Below are 18,203 nucleotides of genomic sequence, written 5' to 3'. Positions count from 1 at the left end.
GTCACCCCCGTTTCGCGGTCAGCTCCGCAATCCGTACGATCACCCGCACCGCTTTCTCCATCCCTTCCAGAGTCACAAACTCGTGCTTGCCGTGGTAGTTATAGCCGCCGGTAAAGATATTCGGGCACGGCAGCCCCATAAAGGAGAGCTGTGCGCCATCGGTACCGCCGCGAATCGGCTTGAGCTGCGGCTCAATATCGCAGTCGCGCATTGCCTGCTGGGCGATATCGATAATATGCGAATGCTCAGCCACCTTCTCGTGCATGTTGTAGTAGCTGTCCTCGATCACCAGTTCGATATAGCAGTCGGGATGCAGCCCCTTGCCGACCTTTTTGGCGATCTCCATGATCTTGCGTTTGCGCGCTTCAAAGTTCTTACGATCGAAATCGCGAATGATGTAGTGCATCTCCGCGCGATCGACCGCCCCCTTCATGCTGGCGAGATGATAAAAACCTTCATAGCCCTCGGTGGTCTCCGGGCTCTCATCGGCAGGAACCAGGGCGTGAATACGCGTCGCCAGCGTCAGGGCGTTCACCATTACCCCTTTTGCCGTGCCAGGGTGCACGTTGTTACCGACAATTTTAATGGTCACCGAGGCGGCGTTAAAGTTCTCAAACTCCAGTTCGCCCACGCCGCCACCGTCCACGGTATAGGCCCACTGCGCGCCAAACGCCGGGACGTCGAAGTGCTTCGCCCCTTTTCCCACCTCTTCATCCGGAGTAAAGGCCACGCGGATCTCGCCGTGAGGTACGTTCTGCTTAATCAGCACTGCAAGCGCGGTCATGATCTACGCCACGCCGGCTTTGTCATCCGCACCGAGCAGGGTTTTACCGTCGGTGGTGATCAGCGTCTGACCCAACAGCTGATGCAGCACCGGGAACATCACCGGAGAGAGGATCTCATCTCCTACGCCAAGGGCGATATCGCCGCCGCGGTAGTTCTCAACGATCTGCGGATTAACGTTCTTGCCGGTAAAGTCTGGGGAGGTATCGACATGAGAGATAAACCCAATGGTGGGGATATCGCCCTCTACGTTTGCGGGCAGCGTCGCCATCACCGTGCCTTTGTCACTCAGCGTCACGTTGATAAGTCCCATCTCATTAAGCTGATCGCGAAGCAGCTCTAATAGCTTCCACTGTCCCTCTGTGCTTGGAACCTGTCTGACACCCGGTTTCGACTGCGTATCTAACGAAACATAGTGTAAAAAACGCTCAAGTAATTTTTCCATGCGGCCACCCTCACTTTTTGTCACAACATTATCAAGACGCGCGACACGACATGTATTGCGTCAGGTCACTTTTAGCTTGTAAACCCCGTATTTTATTACACCCTTAATAGTGGCTGAGAAATTACCAGGCGGGATAAGAAATAAGAACAAGGTTTGGCGATTTCAGTGGTTTGCCGTAGAATGCCAGGCCTTATTCATGTGCCAAAACCCAAGGTGGTTAATCACAAACCCCGCATCGGTAAGCCATCCGCTGCGTCTACACGGGACAGAGTCAAAAATTGAATACACAACCACGTTCGCTTTCACCGCTGGTACAAATGGCGGGAATTCGAAAAAGTTTTGATGGTAAAACCGTTATTTCCGATCTTAACCTGACCATCAACAACGGCGAATTCCTGACGCTGCTTGGCCCTTCTGGCTGCGGTAAAACTACCGTCCTGCGCCTGATTGCAGGCCTGGAGAGTGTCGATACAGGCCGCATCACTCTCGATAGCGATGATATAACGAACGTTCCAGCAGAACATCGCCATGTTAACACCGTCTTTCAAAGCTACGCCCTTTTCCCGCACATGACGGTGTTCGAAAACGTCGCCTTTGGCCTGCGGATGCAGAAGACCCCGGCGGATCAGATTACCCCTCGCGTGACCGATGCCCTGCGTATGGTGCAACTGGAAGAGTTTGCCCAGCGTAAGCCGCACCAGCTCTCTGGCGGCCAGCAGCAGCGCGTCGCCATCGCCCGGGCGGTGGTCAACAAGCCGCGCATGCTGCTGCTGGATGAGTCCCTCTCGGCCCTCGATTACAAGCTGCGTAAGCAGATGCAGAACGAGCTGAAGGCATTGCAGCGCAAGCTTGGCATTACCTTTGTCTTCGTTACGCACGATCAGGAGGAGGCGCTGACCATGTCCGATCGTATCGTGGTGATGCAGAATGGCAAAATCGAGCAGGACGGCACCCCGCGTGAGATCTACGAGGAGCCGAAAAACCTCTTCGTGGCCAGCTTTATCGGCGAGATCAATATCTTTAACGCGACGGTGATCGAGCGTATTGATGCCCAGCGCGTGCGGGCCAACGTCGAAGGCCGCGAGTGCAATATCTACGTTAACTTTGCCGTCACGCCGGGCCAGAAACTCAACGTGCTGCTGCGCCCGGAAGATCTGCGCGTCGATGAGATCAACGACGACAATGAGATTGAAGGACTGATTGGCTACGTACGCGAGCGCAACTACAAAGGCATGACCCTGGAGTCGGTGGTCGAGCTGGAAAACGGCAAGATTGTGATGGTCAGCGAATTCTTTAATGAAGACGATCCCGATTTCGACCACTCGCTGGATCAGAAGATGGCGATCAACTGGGTAGAGAGCTGGGAGGTCGTACTGGCTGATGAAGAGCACAAGTAAATTCCAGAATGTGGTGATCGCCACTGTCGTCGGTTGGCTTGTGCTGTTTGTCTTTCTGCCCAACCTGATGATCGTGGTGACCAGCTTTTTAACCCGCGACGACGTATCCTTCGTTAAGCTGGTCTTTACGCTGGATAACTACACGCGCCTGCTCGATCCGCTCTATTTTGACGTGCTGCTGCACTCGCTCAATATGGCGCTGATCGCCACCCTCGCCTGCCTGGCGCTCGGCTATCCATTTGCCTGGTTCCTGGCGAAGCTGCCGCAGAAGGTGCGCCCGCTGCTGCTCTTTCTGCTGATTGTGCCGTTCTGGACCAACTCGCTGATCCGTATCTACGGCCTGAAGCTGTTTCTCAGCACCAAGGGCTATCTCAATGCCTTCCTGCTTGAGCTGGGAATTATTGATACGCCGCTGCGCATTATGTTTACCCCCAGCGCGGTCATTATCGGCCTGGTCTATATCCTGCTGCCCTTTATGGTGATGCCGCTCTACTCCAGCATTGAGAAGCTGGATAAGCCGCTGCTGGAGGCCGCGCGGGATCTCGGCGCAAGCAAGCTACAAACCTTTGTCCGCATCATTGTGCCGCTGACCATGCCGGGCATTATCGCTGGCTGCCTGCTGGTGATGCTCCCGGCGATGGGGCTGTTTTACGTCTCGGATCTAATGGGCGGTGCGAAAAATCTGCTGATCGGCAACGTGATCAAGAGTCAGTTCCTTAACATTCGCGACTGGCCATTCGGTGCGGCGACCAGCATCACCCTGACGGTAGTGATGGGTCTGATGCTGCTGGTCTACTGGCGTGCGATGCGCCTGCTGAATAAAAAGGTGGAGCTGGAGTGATGGGTCGACTGCTGCGCGGCGGTTTTATGACCGCCATCTACGCTTATCTCTATATCCCGATCGTTATTCTGATCGTTAACTCCTTTAACCAGGCGCGCTTTGGCATCAACTGGCAGGGCTTTACCACTGACTGGTATAGCCTGCTGATGAACAACGACAGCCTGCTGCAGGCGGCCCAGCACTCGCTGACCATGGCGGTGCTGTCGGCGACCTTTGCTACGCTGATCGGCTCCCTGACGGCGGTTGCGCTCTACCGCTACCGTTTTCGTGGCAAGCCGTTCGTCAGCGGTATGCTATTTGTGGTGATGATGTCTCCGGATATCGTGATGGCGATCTCGCTGCTGGTGCTGTTTATGCTGCTCGGCATCCAGCTGGGCTTCTGGTCGCTGCTGTTCTCGCACATCACCTTCTGCCTGCCGTTTGTAGTGGTGACGGTCTATTCACGGCTGAAAGGCTTCGACGTGCGGATGCTGGAGGCAGCGAAGGATCTGGGGGCCAGCGAAATCATTATCCTGCGCAAGATCATTCTGCCGCTGGCGATGCCCGCCGTGGCCGCTGGCTGGCTGCTGAGCTTTACCCTGTCAATGGATGACGTGGTTGTCTCGTCGTTTGTAACCGGGCCAGGGTATGAAATTCTACCATTGAAGATCTACTCAATGGTGAAAGTCGGCGTCTCACCGGAGGTGAACGCGCTGGCGACCATTCTGCTAGTACTCTCGCTGGTTCTGGTCATTGCCAGCCAGCTTATTGGACGCGATAAAACCAGGGGCCTGAAAACTGGCTCCGCAATCAGGGGACGTTAAAATGAAAAACTGGTCACGCCACCTGCTCGCCGCGGGGGCTTTGGCGCTCAGCGTGAGTGCCGCCCATGCCGAGGATAATAAGACCCTCTACTTCTATAACTGGACTGAGTACGTGCCGCCGGGCCTGCTGGAGCAGTTCACCAAGGAGACCGGTATCAAGGTGATCTATTCGACCTACGAGTCGAACGAGACCATGTATGCCAAGCTCAAAACCTATAAAGACGGCGCTTACGATCTGGTTGTACCCTCCACCTACTTTGTCGATAAGATGCGTAAAGAGGGGATGATCCAGAAGATCGACAAGAGCAAGCTGACCAACTTCGGCAACCTCGATCCTGAGGTGCTAAACAAGCCGTTCGATCCGAGCAACGACTACTCGATTCCTTACATTTGGGGCGCGACGGCGATTGGGGTGAATAGCGAAGCGATCGATCCTAAGAGCGTCACCAGCTGGGCCGATCTGTGGAAGCCGGAGTATAAGAGCAGCCTGGTGCTGACCGACGACGCCCGGGAAGTGTTCCAGATGGCGCTGCGCAAGCTGGGCTATTCGGGTAACACCACCGATCCGAAAGAGATCGAGGCCGCCTACCACGAGCTGCAAAAGCTGATGCCAAACGTGGCGGCCTTCAACTCCGATAACCCGGCGAACCCCTATATGGAAGGTGAAGTGAACCTGGGGATGGTCTGGAACGGTTCTGCCTACGTGGCGCGCCAGAGCGGTACGCCGCTGACGGTGGTGTGGCCTAAAGAGGGCGGCATCTTCTGGATGGACAGCCTGGCGATCCCGGCCAACGCCAAAAACGTGGACGGTGCGCTCAAGCTGATCAACTTCCTGCTGCGCCCGGACGTGGCAAAACAGGTCGCGGAAACCATTGGTTACCCGACGCCTAACCTGGCGGCACGCAAGCTGCTTACCCCGGCGGTGGCCAACGATAAGTCGCTCTATCCGGATGCCGAGACCGTGAGCAAAGGCGAGTGGCAGAATGATGTTGGCCAGGCCAGCGCTATCTATGAGAGCTACTACCAGAAGCTGAAAGCGGGCCGTTAATCCGCCCTACCTGTACATACGCCCGGCGAGCCTGCCGGGCCTACAGGATCCGTTACAGCCCTTTCAGCAGCCGATCAACAAACTCCGGCACCACCTGACTCGCCAGCCCGTAGTGCTTCTCTTCGAATTCGCTGCCCACCTGGCTCGGTTCAAGGTTCAGCTCGACGGTGTGCGCCCCCTGTAACTTCGCCTCATGCACAAACCCGGCAGCGGGATAGACGTGCCCGGAGGTGCCGATGGCGATAAAGATATCCGCCAGCGCCAGCGCGCTGTAGATCTCATCCATGCCCAGCGGCATCTCGCCAAACCAGACCACGTGCGGGCGCAGCGGTGACGGGAACTGACAGCAGTGGCACTTATCTTCCGGTGAGATATCCCCCGTCCACTCCAGCACCTGTCCGCTGGAGGCGCAGCGCACCTTCAACAGCTCGCCGTGCATATGCAGCACGTTCTTGTTACCGGCGCGCTCGTGCAGGTTGTCGATGTTTTGGGTGATCAGCAGAAAGCGATCCCCAAGGGCCTCTTCCAGCCCGGCCAGCGCCAGATGCGCGGCGTTGGGCGCAATCTCCGGCTGCTGCAGCTGGCGACGGCGTGCGTTATAGAACGACTGCACCAGCTCCGGGTTACGGGCAAACCCCTCCGGCGTGGCGACGTCCTCTACATGGTGCTCCTCCCACAGCCCGTCGGCGGCGCGGAAGGTACGAATGCCCGACTCGGCGGAGATCCCCGCCCCGGTCAACACGACCACTCTTGGTTTTTCCATCACTTCGGGTACCACTCTGTCTCTGAAAAAGATGCGCTGGCGTAGCCGCTCGCGCAAACGACGTTTGTTGCGGCGAAAACGGCTTAGTCGGCTAAAACGACGCGACTGCATATCGGCCTCTTGTGCTTAATCGGTGAGATGGAGGAAGGCTGCGCCACGCATGCCGCCCGCGTCGCCGTGTCGGGCCCGCTCAATGCGCGGCACCCGGGCAACCGGCAGCAGACGCAGCGGCAAGCGGTCGGACAACAGCGTGGTCAACGCAGCAAAGTTTGACAACCCGCCGCCGATGACCAGCAGATCCGGATCTACGATGGTCAATATCGTCCCCAGGCAGGCGGCCAGCAGCTCAACGTAGCGAGCCACATGCGCACGTGCCCCTTCATCACCTTGTTCCCATAGAGCGATTATTTCAGGTGCGTTCAGAGATTGATCGTAGAAGTGATTGTAGAGCCATGCAAAGCCGCCGCCGGAAAGATAGTTCTCAATGCAGCCCAGCTGGCCGCAGCCGCAGCGCAGTAGAGGAATATCATGCCCAAGAATTTCAAGGGCATCGACGGGGAGACGAATGTGGCCAAACTCGCCGGTAATATAGCTGTGACCGGGAATAGATTTGCCGTTGAGCACCAGCCCACCGCCCACGCCGGTGCCGAGGATCAGCCCCATCACCAGCGGATAGCGGGCAAACTCATCGTCCCAGGCTTCCGAGAGAGCAAAACAGTTGGCGTCGTTGTCGAGTCGCACGTCGCGGCCTAACAACGCACAAAGATCGGCCCGCAGCGCCCTGCCGCTGGCGGCGGGAAGATTCGCTGCGTAGAGCGTGCCGTCGGCGGTAACGGGCATGCCGGGAATGCCGATGCCCACCGAGCCGCGTTCACCCGTTCGGGCGTCGGCGTCGTGCACCAGTCCGGCGATGGCGTCTAAAAAGGCGCTGTAGCTCTCATGGGGCGTGGCGATGCGCCGCTCCCACTGTAACGTTCTGCTACTGTCGAAGACGCCCAGCGCAATTTTACTTCCGCCAATGTCCAGCCCGTAATGCATCGCCACTCCTTGTTACTGGCCGCTGAAATTACTGCCCGCTTAAACTATTGTCCGCTTAAAACGCGGGCCGGATCGATATTGCTGGCGCGTCTGGCGGGATACCAGCTCGCCAGCAGGCTCAGCACCAGGGCGGTTACCAGCACGTAGACCACGTCGAGCGCGTGCAGCTCTGACGGCAGGAAATCGATAAAGTAGATATCCCCCGACAGGAATTGATGGCCGATCAGCGTCTCAAGGCCGTTGATAATCGGCGTCAGCTGGAGTGCCACCACAACGCCAATCACCACGCCCGCCACGCTGCCGAACAGCCCGGCCAGCAAGCCATACCAGACGAAGACCGCACGGATCAGACCGTCCTTCGCCCCGAGGGTACGCAGCACGGCGATGTCGCCGCTCTTGTCCTTCACCGCCATCACCAGGGTAGAAACGATGTTGAAGCAGGCCACGCCGATCACCAGCACCATTGCCAGATACATAATGGCGCGGATCATCTGGATATCGCGGTACATGTAGCCGTAGGTGCCGATCCAGCTCTTGATGTAGACGTAGCTGTCGGTCACGCTGCCGGCGTCGCGCACCAGCTTATTGGCGTTAAAGACGTCCTTAACCTTGATGGCAATCCCGGTTATGCCGTCGTTCATCTCCAGGTACTGCTGAGCATCCTGGATTGGGATCATGGCAAAACTGTGATCGAGCTGGCCGCTGAGCTGTAAAATACCGCTGACGTGCAGCCTGACGCGCTTCGGCTGCTGGAGCTTATGGTCGGCACTGGCATTGGGGATCATCACCGATACCCAGTCGCCCTGCTTAACCTTCAGCGCCTCGGCAACGCCTTTACCGAGGATCACCTGCTGCTCACCCGCTTTGAAGTTGGCCCAGGCATTGTTCTGCACGTAGCGCGGCAGCGCGCTCAGGCGCGTCTCCTGCTGCGGATCGACCCCTTTCACCTGGATAGCGCGCAGATTTACGCCGCTCTCCACCAGGCCGGTAAAGTTGATGTAGGGCGCGGCGGCTTCAATGCCCGCCACCTTCTCAACCTTGCCCAGCGCGTCGCGCCAGTTACTCCATGGCTGGTTGACAGGCTCGATCTCGCCGTGAGGCACCACCGCGAGGATGCGGTTATTCAGCTCGCGTTCAAAACCGTTCATCGCGCTCAGGCCGACGATCAGCACCGCCACCCCCAGCGCAATGCCGATAGTTGAGATCACCGAGATCAGCGACACCATGCCGCCGCGCCGACGGCCACGGCTAAAACGCAGGGCAATAAGTAACGACAGAGGTGAAGCCATTACTGCGCCCCCATCAGCGTCATCTCCGGGCTCAGGTGACCGTCGCGCATCTCCATCTGGCGGCTCATGCGTTTTGCCAGCTGCAGATCGTGGGTGACTACCAGAAACGCCGTGCCCTGCGAAGCATTTAGCTCGCCGAGCAGGGCAAAGATCGCGTCAGCGTTGCGTGCATCCAGGTTACCGGTGGGTTCATCCGCCAGCACCAGACGCGGATTGTTCACCAGCGCCCGGGCAATGGCGACGCGCTGGCGCTCGCCGCCGGAAAGCTCGGACGGACGGTGGTTCGCCCGGTGCAGCAGGCCGACCGCCTGGAGCATATCCCGCGCACGCTGGGTAATTTCCGCCGGTTTATGCTTGCCAATCAGCAGCGGCATGGCGACGTTCTCCTGGGCGGTAAAGTCCGGCAGGAGGTGGTGGAACTGGTAGATAAAGCCCAGCTCGCGGTTGCGCAGCTCGGCTTTTGCCGTTGAGGAGAGCTGGCTCAGCTGACGGTCGCCAAAAATTACGTCGCCGGAGGTGGGCGTATCCAGCCCCCCCAGCAGGTGCAGCAGCGTACTCTTACCGGAGCCGGAGCTGCCGACAATCGCCACGGTTTCGCCTTCGTTCACGCTAAAGCTGACATCGTGCAGCACGTCGGTCTGCACGTTCCCTTCCTGATAGCGTTTGCACAGGTTGTCGCATTGCAACAGGATCTTATTCATAACGTAAAGCCTCAGCGGGTTGGGTGGCGGCGGCGCGCCATGAGGGATAGAGCGTAGAGAGCAGCGCAATGGCCATCGCCACCAGCGCAATAATCACCACCTGGAGTGGCTCAATGGCCACCGGCAACGCCGCGCCGTCCAGCAGCGCGCCAATAATCGGCATCAGATTGTTAAGCTGGCTGGCCAGCAGCGCCCCCAGCACGGCACCGAGCAGCGCACCGATAATCCCCGCGCTGGCCCCCTGCACCATAAAGACCGCCATGATCTGGCGTGGGGTCAGCCCCTGGGTTTGCAGGATCGCCACTTCGCCCTGCTTCTCCATCACCATCAGCCCCAGCGAGGTGATGATGTTGAAGGCAGCCACGGCGACGATCAGGCTCAGCAGCAGACCCATCATGTTCTTCTCCATGCGCACGGCCTGGAACAGCTCGCCTTTGCGATCGCGCCAGTCCTGCCACTTGGTGCCGTCCGGCAGCGCCTGCTGGCTCAGTTCGTCCACCTTCAGCGGCTCGTTGAGCCACAGCCGCCAGCCGGTGATGTTGCCCGCCGGGTAGCGCATCAGGCGTGACGCATCCTGAATGTTCACCAGCATCTGATAGCCATCGACTTCGCTGTTGGCAGCAAAGGTGCCGATGACGGTAAAGAGACGCTGGCTAGGCAGGCGGCCCATCGGCGTAAACTGGCTGGCGGAGGGCACCATCACCCGCAGCTGGTCGCCGCGGTTAACGCCCAGTTGCCCGGCCAGCTGCTCGCCGAGGATCACGTTATATTTGCCCGGCTGCAGATCGGTCTGCTTGACGTTGACGAGGTACGGCGTAAGCGGATCTTTCTGCGCGGGATCGATGCCAAGCATCACCCCCACCGAGACGCTACGGGCGCTCTGTAGCACCACGTCGCCGGTGGTCAGCGGTGCAACGCGGCTGACGCCCTGCAGCTTAGCGGCGCTGGCGGGCAGCTGCTGCGGGTTCAGCGAGCCGTTGGCAGAGGAGAGAACCGCCTGCGGCATCAGCCCCAGGATGTTGTTTTGCAGCTCGCGCTCGAAGCCGTTCATCACCGACAGCACGGTCACCAGCGCCATCACGCCGAGCGTAATACCAATGGTCGAGAGCCAGGAGACAAAGCGACCGAATCGGTCCGCTGCGCGCCCACGCATATAACGCAGGCCTATGAATAGTGCGACAGGTTGGTACATGACATCCGTCTGGTTGCGGTTAGCAGACTCACGAGTATATAAGCGAAACAGGGGATGGTAAATCGCTTATGCGTTAAGAATTGTCGGGGATTAGGGTAAAAATTTGTTCAAAATCAATTTGCTAAAACAGTGTTTATCGCCCATGCAGGTGACAACGGACCTCACCTTTTTCTGAAAACTTCCCATAACAGGGTAAATCCAGAGCGTTACCCATTACAGCGCCATTCGCCACGATCACTATATACGCCAAAATTTATCGCAACACGGGCGTTTTAACGATGAAGCAAAAAGCATTGTGGATTAACCAGATCAAAGGGTTATGCATCAGTCTGGTGGTGATCTACCACTCGGTGATCACCTTCTACCCGCATCTTGAGGGGCTGCAACACCCGCTCTCCGGCCTGCTCGCCAAATGCTGGCTCTATATGAATCTCTACCTCGCCCCGTTCCGCATGCCGGTCTTTTTCTTCATCTCTGGCTACCTGATCCGGCGGTATATCACCGAGGCCGAATGGAAGAACTGCATCGATAAGCGGCTTTGGTCAATTTTCTACGTGCTGGCCCTGTGGGGCGTTTTACAGTGGCAGGGGATCGGCTTTCTCAACCGCTGGCTGGCTCCTGAGCGCGATCTTAGCCAGTCCGCCAACGCGGCCTACGCCGACTCGCTGAGCGAGTTTCTCCACGGAATGCTGACCGCCAGCACCAGCCTGTGGTATCTCTACGCCCTGCTGATCTACTTCGTGGTCTGCAAATTCCTGAGCCGCTGGAAACGTCCGGCGCTGGGGCTGATGCTGGTGGCGTCGGTGGCCATCAACTTCCTGCCGCTCCCATGGTGGGGAATGAACAGCGTGGTGCGCAACGTCATCTACTATGCCCTTGGGGCCTGGTACGGCGTGGCTATTATGGGCTGGCTGCAAAGCATCCCCCTGCGCCGCCAAATTTTACCCCTGGTGCCTGCCCTGCTGGTGGCGGTCGCGCTCTGGTTTTGCAACGTGCCGGTGCTGCTCTCCCTGCTTTCGGCATGGCTGATCATGTCCCTCTTCTGGCGGCTGGAGCAGCGCTTTACCCCCGGTGAGGATCGTCTCCTGAACGTGATTGGCTCCAACACCATTGCCATTTATACCACCCACCGCATATTGATCGAAGGCAGCAGCCTCGCCCTATTGCCGCTGTTTCGCCAGGGCGTGCTCTCGCCGACGCTGGAGTTGGGCCTGCTGCTGGTTTACCCCATTCTGAGCCTGCTGGTGTGTACGCTGGTTGGGCTGGGTATCCGCCGCCTCTCCGTGCGCCTGTTTGGCGATCTCTTTTTTTCACCGCCGGCGAAACTGCGTCTGGATCCCGCCACGCGCTAGCGGTCTAACTTTGCTAATATTGAGGGATCAAGGATAATAAACTGCATTGTGTATCAGTGATATGCCCCCATATCAGGGGGCATAAACCTAAGAGATCCCGATATTCGCTATGCCTGAACAATACCGTTACTCCCTTCCCGCCAAGGCGGGCGACCAGCGCCAACTGGGTGAGCTTACAGGCAGCGCCTGTGCCACAGAAGTGGCAGAAATCGTTGAGCGTCATGCCGGCCCGGTGGTGCTGATCGCACCCGATATGCAAAACGCGCTGCGCCTGCATGATGAGATCCGTCAGTTTACCGACAGCATGGTGATGAATCTCGCCGACTGGGAGACGCTGCCCTATGACAGCTTCTCACCGCACCAGGAGATCATCTCCTCGCGGCTCTCGACGCTCTATCAGCTGCCCTCGATGCAGCGCGGCGTACTGATTATGCCGGTGAACACGCTGATGCAGCGCGTCTGCCCGCACAGCTATCTGCACGGTCATGCGCTGGTGATGAAAAAGGGGCAACGCCTCTCCCGCGATGCCCTGCGTGCCCAGCTGGATACCGCGGGCTATCGCCACGTTGACCAGGTCATGGAGCACGGCGAATACGCTACTCGCGGCGCGCTGCTGGATCTCTACCCAATGGGCAGCACGCAGCCCTACCGCATCGACTTCTTTGATGATGAAATCGATAGCCTGCGCCTGTTCGATCCTGATACCCAGCGCACGCTGGAAGAGGTGGAGGCGATCAACCTGCTGCCCGCCCACGAGTTTCCTACCGACAAGGCGGCTATCGAGCTGTTCCGCAGCCAGTGGCGCGATACCTTTGAGGTGAAGCGCGACGCCGAGCATATCTATCAGCAGGTAAGCAAAGGCACGCTGCCAGCGGGGATCGAATACTGGCAGCCGCTGTTTTTCAGCGAGCCGCTGCCGCCGCTGTTTAGCTACTTCCCGGCCAATACGCTGGTGATTAACACCGGCGATCTCGACGCCAGCGCGGTGCGTTTCCAGAGCGAAACCCAGGCCCGCTACGAGAACCGCGGCGTCGATCCGATGCGTCCTCTGCTACCGCCGGAGACGCTGTGGCTGCGCAGCGACGAGCTGTTTGCCGAGCTGAAGCGCTGGCCGCGCATCCAGCTGAAAACCGAACAGCTGGCGAAGAAAGCCGCCAATACCAATCTTGGCTACCAGACGCTGCCGGATCTGGCCGTCCAGGCGCAGCAGAAAGCGCCCCTCGATAGCCTGCGCAAGTTCCTCGAATCCTTCACCGGCCCGGTGGTCTTCTCCGTTGAGAGCGAGGGTCGTCGTGAGGCGCTGGGCGAGCTGCTGGCGCGTATCAAAGTCGCACCGAAGCGGATCCTCCGTCTTGATGAAGCTACCGGCAGCGGACGCTACCTGCTGATCGGCGCGGCCGAGCGTGGGTTTATCGATACCCTACGCAACCGGGCGCTGATCTGCGAGAGCGATCTGCTGGGTGAGCGCGTCGCGCGCCGTCGTCAGGACAATCGCCGGACCATCAACCCGGATACGCTGATCCGTAACCTCGCCGAACTGCACCCCGGCCAGCCGGTGGTACACCTGGAGCACGGCGTCGGGCGTTATGCGGGCATGACCACGCTGGAAGCGGGGGGCATTAAGGGTGAATACCTGATGCTGACCTACGCTAACGATGCCAAACTCTATGTCCCGGTGTCGTCCCTGCACCTGATCAGCCGCTACGCGGGCGGCGCGGAGGATAATGCCCCGCTGCACAAGCTGGGCAGCGATGCCTGGACGCGGGCGCGGCAGAAGGCAGCGGAAAAAGTGCGCGACGTGGCCGCCGAGCTGCTGGACGTCTACGCCCAGCGCGCGGCCAAGACCGGCTTTGCCTTCAAGCATGACAAAGAGCAGTACCAGCTCTTCTGCGATACATTCCCGTTTGAAACCACGCCGGATCAGGCTCAGGCCATCAACGCCGTGCTGAGCGACATGTGCCAGCCGCTGGCCATGGACCGTCTGGTCTGCGGCGACGTGGGCTTCGGTAAGACCGAGGTAGCCATGCGCGCCGCCTTCCTCGCGGTAGAGAACCATAAGCAGGTCGCGGTGCTGGTGCCCACTACCCTGCTGGCCCAGCAGCACTACGATAACTTCCGCGACCGCTTCGCCAACTGGCCGGTACGCATTGAGCTGCTGTCACGCTTCCGTAGCGCTAAAGAGCAGACCCAGGTGCTGGCCGATGCCGCAGAGGGCAAGGTCGATATTCTGATCGGCACCCACAAACTGCTGCAAAACGATCTGAAGTGGCGCGATCTGGGCCTGCTGATCGTTGATGAAGAGCACCGCTTCGGGGTGCGCCACAAGGAGCGCATCAAAGCGATGCGTGCCGATGTCGATATCCTGACGCTCACCGCCACGCCGATCCCGCGTACCCTGAATATGGCCATGAGCGGCATGCGCGATCTGTCGATCATCGCCACGCCGCCCGCGCGCCGTCTGGCAGTGAAAACCTTTGTGCGCGAATACGATAGCCTGGTGGTGCGCGAGGCGATGCTGCGTGAGATCCTGCGCGGCGGCCAGGTCTACTACCTCTATAACGACGTTGAGAACATCCAGAAGGCGGCCCAGCGGTTGGCAGAACTGGTGCCGGAGGCGCGGATCGCCATCGGCCACGGCCAGATGCGCGAACGCGAGCTGGAGCGGGTGATGAACGATTTCCATCACCAGCGCTTTAACGTGCTGGTCTGTACCACTATTATCGAAACCGGGATCGATATTCCTACCGCCAACACCATCATCATTGAGCGGGCGGATCACTTCGGTCTTGCCCAGCTACACCAGCTGCGCGGTCGCGTCGGGCGTTCACATCACCAGGCCTATGCCTGGCTGCTGACGCCGCACCCGAAGGCGATGACTACCGACGCGCAGAAGCGTCTGGAAGCCATCGCCTCGCTGGAGGATCTGGGGGCAGGCTTTGCACTGGCTACCCACGACCTGGAGATCCGCGGTGCGGGTGAGCTGCTCGGGGAAGATCAGAGCGGCTCTATGGAAACCATCGGCTTCTCGCTCTATATGGAGCTGCTGGAGAACGCCGTTGACGCATTGAAGGCTGGCCGCGAGCCGTCGCTGGAGGATCTGACCAGCCAGCAGACCGAGGTGGAGTTACGCATGCCCGCCCTGCTGCCGGATGATTACATTCCAGACGTCAACACGCGCCTGTCATTCTACAAGCGCGTCGCCAGCGCCAAGAGCAGCAGCGAGCTGGAGGAGATCAAGGTCGAACTGATCGACCGCTTTGGCTTGCTGCCCGATCCGGCCCGCACCCTGCTTGAGGTAGCCCGACTGCGTCAGCAGGCGCAGAAGCTGGGGATCCGCAAGCTGGAGAGCAACGATAAAGGCGGCGCAATCGAGTTTGCCGAGAAGAACCATGTCAATCCGGCCTGGCTTATCGGTCTGTTGCAGAAGCAGCCGCAGAACTTCCGCCTCGATGGCCCAACCCGGCTGAAGTTTATGCAGGAGCTGGGCGAGCGCAAAGTCCGCATGGAGTGGGTAAGTAACTTTATGAAGGAGCTGGCAGAGAACGCCATCGCCTGATCCCCAGGCGCACGCTGTTGCGGCAGCGTGCGTCACTCTTTACATATCCTTTCATTTCAAGAAACATCCAGACACACCTTCCGTCCATACTTCACGTTTGCCCTTGCATAACAACAATCTAAAAGCACGGTGGTCTAACGATGAAACAGATGCGTATTACTCGCTGGATAACGCTGTTCGCCCTTGCGGCGACGGCACTCCTCTCCCTCCCCGCTCAGGCCAACACCTGGCCGCTTCCCGCTAACGGCAGCCGCCTGGTGGGCGAGAACCGTTTTCACCTTGTCGAAAACGACGGCGGCTCGCTGGAAGCGATTGCCAAGAAGTACAACGTCGGCTTTCTGGCGCTGTTGCAGGCTAACCCCGGCGTTGACCCCTACGTGCCGCGTGCTGGCAGCGTGTTGACCATTCCGCTCCAGACGCTGCTGCCGGACGTGCCGCGCCAGGGGATTGTCATCAACCTGTCCGAGCTGCGCCTCTACTGGTATCCGCCGGGCAAGAGCGAGGTGACCATCTACCCCATCGGCATTGGCCAGCTGGGGGGCGACACCTTAACGCCAACGATGGTCACCCGCGTATCGGATAAACGCGCCAACCCGACCTGGACACCGACGGCTAATATTCGTGCGCGCTATAAGGCGCAGGGCGTGGATCTCCCGGCGGTCGTGCCCGCGGGGCCAAATAACCCGATGGGCCACCACGCGATCCGCCTGGCAGCCTTCGGTGGCGTCTATCTGCTCCACGGCACTAACGCCGATTTTGGTATCGGAATGCGCGTCAGCTCAGGCTGTATTCGCCTGCGCGATAACGACATTGCGTCCCTGTTCCGCCAGGTCACGCCTGGCACACCGGTGAACATTATCAACGCGCCGGTAAAAGCCTCGGTAGAGCCGGACGGCACACGGCTGGTGGAAGTGCATCAGCCGCTGTCGAAATCCATCAATGACGATCCAAAAACGCAGCCGCTGGTGCTGAATGCCAGCATGGAGAGCTTTAAATCCGCTGCCGAGACCGATACCGCCCTGATGGACGAAGTGATGGCGGTGCGCTCAGGCATGCCGGTGGACGTGACGCAGCATAAGGCCGCGTCAGTGCAGTCTATGTAACCTGGTAAACCGTTAAAAATCATTAAGATATAACATAATTATTTTTAACCATTCCCTGCTGGCCTTCGGGGACAATTATTTTTATAATGATTGTTCAATAATTCAACATTGGGTGAGGAGCCACTATGACCACCGACGTCAGCAGTTGCACAAAAAAAAGCCGTGGCCGACCAAAAGTTTTCGACAGGGAAGCGGCGCTCGACAAAGCCATGACGCTTTTCTGGCAGCATGGCTATGAGGCCACGTCGCTGTCCGATTTGGTCGAGGCCACCGGTGCGAAAGCCCCGACGCTTTACGCCGAGTTTACCAATAAAGAGGGGCTGTTCCGCGCCGTGCTCGATCGCTATATTTCGCAGTTTGCGACCAAGTATCAGGCGGAGCTGTTTTGCGATGAGAAGCGCGTTGAGCAGGCGCTGCTGGACTACTTTACTTCCGTTGCGACCTGCTTCACCAGCAAGGAGACGCCCTCCGGCTGCTTCTTGATCAGCACCTCGGCGGCGCTGGCGGCCTCGTCAAATGAGATTGCCCAGACGCTGAAGTCGCGTCACGCTTTGCAGGAAGCCGCTCTGCTGCGTTTCCTTGAAGAGCGCCAACAGCGCGGTGAGATCCCCGCCACAGCGTCGCCGCAGACCATAGCCCAATTTCTAAACTGCGTGATTCAGGGAATGTCGGTCAGCGCCCGGGAAGGGGCATCGCAAGAGAAGCTGCTGCAAATTACCCGCACCACCCTCGCCCTCTGGCCAGAACTCATCAAATCATAGTTCGTCAAATCGCCGTATTGCTTTGGCCTATCTTAACGATAGGCCAAAACTTTCTCACACTTTTGCATGACCCTTGCTAACCTTAATAAGTGATTATTCTCCTGCTAATGATTAGCAGGTTTTTTTTGAACAATTTTACGACTATTCACATGCGGAAGGATAACGATCATGGTTTTGCTATTACCATTATTTAAAGTGTTAATAGTAATTACATTGTTATTTAGTCTCTGGGTAGTATGTGGTGGTTCGATCCTGTTTGCTTTCATCTCTGTGCTGATCACAGGATGTTTGCTGATCCGCCAGCAGAGTATGATTTGAATCTGAGCGATTATAGAAGCCTTGCGTAAGCAGGGCTTTTTTATGCCATAAAAAAAGCTCCTCAGCCTGAGCGAATGAGGAGCCAAATCGGGGGTACTGCTTTTTTATGCTTTGTTATCCAAAACCAGCTGCCCGTTGCTGTCTAACGGGATCTGCGTGCCGGGATCGTTTTCCATGCGAATTTTCCCGTGCTGGTCACCAATTTTGTAGGTAACGTCGTAGCCGAGCATCTTCTCTGATTTGTCATAGACGGTTTTGCAGCGCTGCTGCGTGCTGGTATAGGTATCCCGCTCCTGCATGGCCCCCTGAACCTGGTTACCGGCGTAGCCGCCACCCAGCGCCCCGACGACCGTGGCGACATCTTTACCGCGTCCGCCGCCGAACTGGTGACCAATCACCCCGCCCGCTACCGCGCCGAGTACTGAACCGGTCAGGCGATTCTCATCCTGAACCGGACGTCGATGGGTTACCGTCACGTTGCGGCACTCTTTACGCGGCGTTTTCACCGTCTCTTTAATGGGTGTAGCAGAAACCACCTGCGCGTACTGAGGGCCGCGATTGAAAACGTCTAAGCCTGCCACCGCAGCAACGCCCAGTGCAGCGGCCACACCGATTCCGATACCCGCTAACATGGATTTATTCATTGAATAGTCCTTCTGGTTGGCTCTGATGTCATAATTCTGCAATCAGAGCGGCGAGAAGCCAATCAGAAAGTCGGTAAAAAACGGGGGGTTATGTGGCAGATCGTGGTGATTCAGAGAAATCTGAGCCACCTGATGGAAATCAGCAGAAGGATATGCTAAACGCCCCGTC

14 protein-coding genes and 1 pseudogene are annotated in these 18,203 nt (G+C 58.3%); 8 read left to right on the top strand and 7 right to left on the bottom strand.

Translation table 11 applies throughout. The features are described 5' to 3' along the window. Position 1: 1 nt before the first annotated feature. Positions 2-1,228, bottom strand: a pseudogene (gene pepT, locus EV102420_RS14255) (peptidase T). A 317-nt stretch (positions 1,229-1,545) separates the two neighbouring features. Between pepT and potA the strand changes: the two are divergent. Genes potA through potD form a run of 4 tightly spaced genes read left to right on the top strand, consistent with a single transcriptional unit; the run spans position 1,546 to position 5,317 of the window. Next, positions 1,546-2,625, top strand: a complete 1,080-nt coding sequence (potA, locus tag EV102420_RS14250; protein WP_042392866.1) for a spermidine/putrescine ABC transporter ATP-binding protein PotA — start codon at positions 1,546-1,548, stop codon at positions 2,623-2,625. Then, entirely contained in the window at positions 2,609-3,466 is an 858-nt protein-coding gene (gene potB / locus EV102420_RS14245; RefSeq protein WP_042392864.1) for a spermidine/putrescine ABC transporter permease PotB, read from the top strand. The genes potA and potB overlap by 17 nt, the downstream gene beginning before the upstream one ends. Continuing rightward, entirely contained in the window at positions 3,463-4,269 is an 807-nt protein-coding gene (gene potC, locus EV102420_RS14240) for a spermidine/putrescine ABC transporter permease PotC (protein WP_042392862.1), read from the top strand. Before potB ends, potC begins: the two co-directional genes overlap by 4 nt. A 1-nt stretch (position 4,270) precedes the next feature. Then, positions 4,271-5,317, top strand: coding sequence for a spermidine/putrescine ABC transporter substrate-binding protein PotD (gene potD, locus EV102420_RS14235; RefSeq protein ID WP_042392860.1), 1,047 nt, complete (start codon positions 4,271-4,273; stop codon positions 5,315-5,317). Between the two features lie 52 nt (positions 5,318-5,369). Here the strand turns inward: potD and cobB are convergent, their stop codons facing one another. The 5 genes from cobB to lolC are packed head-to-tail and all read right to left on the bottom strand — an operon-like array spanning position 5,370 to position 10,300. Continuing rightward, positions 5,370-6,191 carry a Sir2 family NAD+-dependent deacetylase gene (gene cobB, locus EV102420_RS14230; RefSeq protein ID WP_042392858.1) on the bottom strand — a complete coding sequence of 274 codons (822 nt, stop codon included), beginning with the start codon at positions 6,189-6,191 and terminating at the stop codon, positions 5,370-5,372. Positions 6,192-6,206: 15 nt separating this feature from the next. Further along, positions 6,207-7,118: an N-acetylglucosamine kinase gene (gene nagK, locus EV102420_RS14225; RefSeq protein WP_042392856.1), complete on the bottom strand. Its 912-nt coding sequence runs from the start codon at positions 7,116-7,118 to the stop codon at positions 6,207-6,209. A 44-nt stretch (positions 7,119-7,162) separates the two neighbouring features. Then, a complete protein-coding gene (lolE, locus tag EV102420_RS14220; RefSeq protein ID WP_042392854.1) occupies positions 7,163-8,407 on the bottom strand; it encodes a lipoprotein-releasing ABC transporter permease subunit LolE in 1,245 nt (414 codons plus the stop codon). Further along, positions 8,407-9,108 carry a lipoprotein-releasing ABC transporter ATP-binding protein LolD gene (lolD, locus tag EV102420_RS14215; RefSeq protein WP_042392852.1) on the bottom strand — a complete coding sequence of 234 codons (702 nt, stop codon included), beginning with the start codon at positions 9,106-9,108 and terminating at the stop codon, positions 8,407-8,409. The genes lolE and lolD overlap by 1 nt, the downstream gene beginning before the upstream one ends. Further along, complete coding sequence (gene lolC / locus EV102420_RS14210; protein ID WP_042392851.1) at positions 9,101-10,300, bottom strand: lipoprotein-releasing ABC transporter permease subunit LolC; 1,200 nt, start codon at positions 10,298-10,300, stop codon at positions 9,101-9,103. Before lolC ends, lolD begins: the two co-directional genes overlap by 8 nt. 278 nt (positions 10,301-10,578) lie before the next feature. Here lolC and EV102420_RS14205 point away from each other — a divergent pair, with 278 nt between their 5' ends. From EV102420_RS14205 to EV102420_RS14190, 4 genes are all read left to right on the top strand, one after another. Next, a complete protein-coding gene (locus EV102420_RS14205; protein ID WP_042392849.1) occupies positions 10,579-11,652 on the top strand; it encodes an acyltransferase family protein in 1,074 nt (357 codons plus the stop codon). A gap of 109 nt (positions 11,653-11,761) precedes the next feature. After that, the gene (gene mfd / locus EV102420_RS14200; RefSeq protein WP_042392848.1) at positions 11,762-15,208 is read left to right on the top strand and encodes a transcription-repair coupling factor; all 3,447 of its coding nucleotides are present in this window, start codon (positions 11,762-11,764) and stop codon (positions 15,206-15,208) included. A gap of 140 nt (positions 15,209-15,348) precedes the next feature. After that, positions 15,349-16,311, top strand: a complete 963-nt coding sequence (gene ldtC, locus EV102420_RS14195; RefSeq protein ID WP_042392846.1) for a L,D-transpeptidase LdtC — start codon at positions 15,349-15,351, stop codon at positions 16,309-16,311. Positions 16,312-16,436: 125 nt separating this feature from the next. Beyond that, a complete protein-coding gene (locus tag EV102420_RS14190; protein ID WP_042392845.1) occupies positions 16,437-17,072 on the top strand; it encodes a TetR/AcrR family transcriptional regulator in 636 nt (211 codons plus the stop codon). A gap of 422 nt (positions 17,073-17,494) precedes the next feature. Here the strand turns inward: EV102420_RS14190 and EV102420_RS14185 are convergent, their stop codons facing one another. After that, positions 17,495-18,034: a glycine zipper 2TM domain-containing protein gene (locus tag EV102420_RS14185; protein WP_042392843.1), complete on the bottom strand. Its 540-nt coding sequence runs from the start codon at positions 18,032-18,034 to the stop codon at positions 17,495-17,497. Positions 18,035-18,203 lie beyond the last annotated feature (169 nt).

Origin of the sequence: Pseudescherichia vulneris NBRC 102420 (assembly GCF_000759795.1) — a bacterium.
Lineage (GTDB): Bacteria > Pseudomonadota > Gammaproteobacteria > Enterobacterales > Enterobacteriaceae > Pseudescherichia > Pseudescherichia vulneris.
This window is presented reverse-complemented; position numbering and strand designations above follow the sequence as displayed.

What these genes read in the sequence shown, in the direction of transcription:
- potD (WP_042392860.1), top strand. Translation starts at nt 4,271, where the DNA reads ATGAAAAACTGGTCACGCCACCTGCTCGCCGCGGGGGCTTTGGCGCTC.
- EV102420_RS14205 (WP_042392849.1), top strand. Translation starts at nt 10,579, where the DNA reads ATGAAGCAAAAAGCATTGTGGATTAACCAGATCAAAGGGTTATGCATC.
- potA (WP_042392866.1), top strand. Translation starts at nt 1,546, where the DNA reads ATGGCGGGAATTCGAAAAAGTTTTGATGGTAAAACCGTTATTTCCGAT.
- nagK (WP_042392856.1), bottom strand. Translation starts at nt 7,118, where the DNA reads ATGCATTACGGGCTGGACATTGGCGGAAGTAAAATTGCGCTGGGCGTC.
- mfd (WP_042392848.1), top strand. Translation starts at nt 11,762, where the DNA reads ATGCCTGAACAATACCGTTACTCCCTTCCCGCCAAGGCGGGCGACCAG.
- EV102420_RS14185 (WP_042392843.1), bottom strand. Translation starts at nt 18,034, where the DNA reads ATGAATAAATCCATGTTAGCGGGTATCGGAATCGGTGTGGCCGCTGCA.
- cobB (WP_042392858.1), bottom strand. Translation starts at nt 6,191, where the DNA reads ATGCAGTCGCGTCGTTTTAGCCGACTAAGCCGTTTTCGCCGCAACAAA.
- lolD (WP_042392852.1), bottom strand. Translation starts at nt 9,108, where the DNA reads ATGAATAAGATCCTGTTGCAATGCGACAACCTGTGCAAACGCTATCAG.
- EV102420_RS14190 (WP_042392845.1), top strand. Translation starts at nt 16,437, where the DNA reads ATGACCACCGACGTCAGCAGTTGCACAAAAAAAAGCCGTGGCCGACCA.
- potB (WP_042392864.1), top strand. Translation starts at nt 2,609, where the DNA reads ATGAAGAGCACAAGTAAATTCCAGAATGTGGTGATCGCCACTGTCGTC.
- lolE (WP_042392854.1), bottom strand. Translation starts at nt 8,407, where the DNA reads ATGGCTTCACCTCTGTCGTTACTTATTGCCCTGCGTTTTAGCCGTGGC.
- ldtC (WP_042392846.1), top strand. Translation starts at nt 15,349, where the DNA reads ATGAAACAGATGCGTATTACTCGCTGGATAACGCTGTTCGCCCTTGCG.
- lolC (WP_042392851.1), bottom strand. Translation starts at nt 10,300, where the DNA reads ATGTACCAACCTGTCGCACTATTCATAGGCCTGCGTTATATGCGTGGG.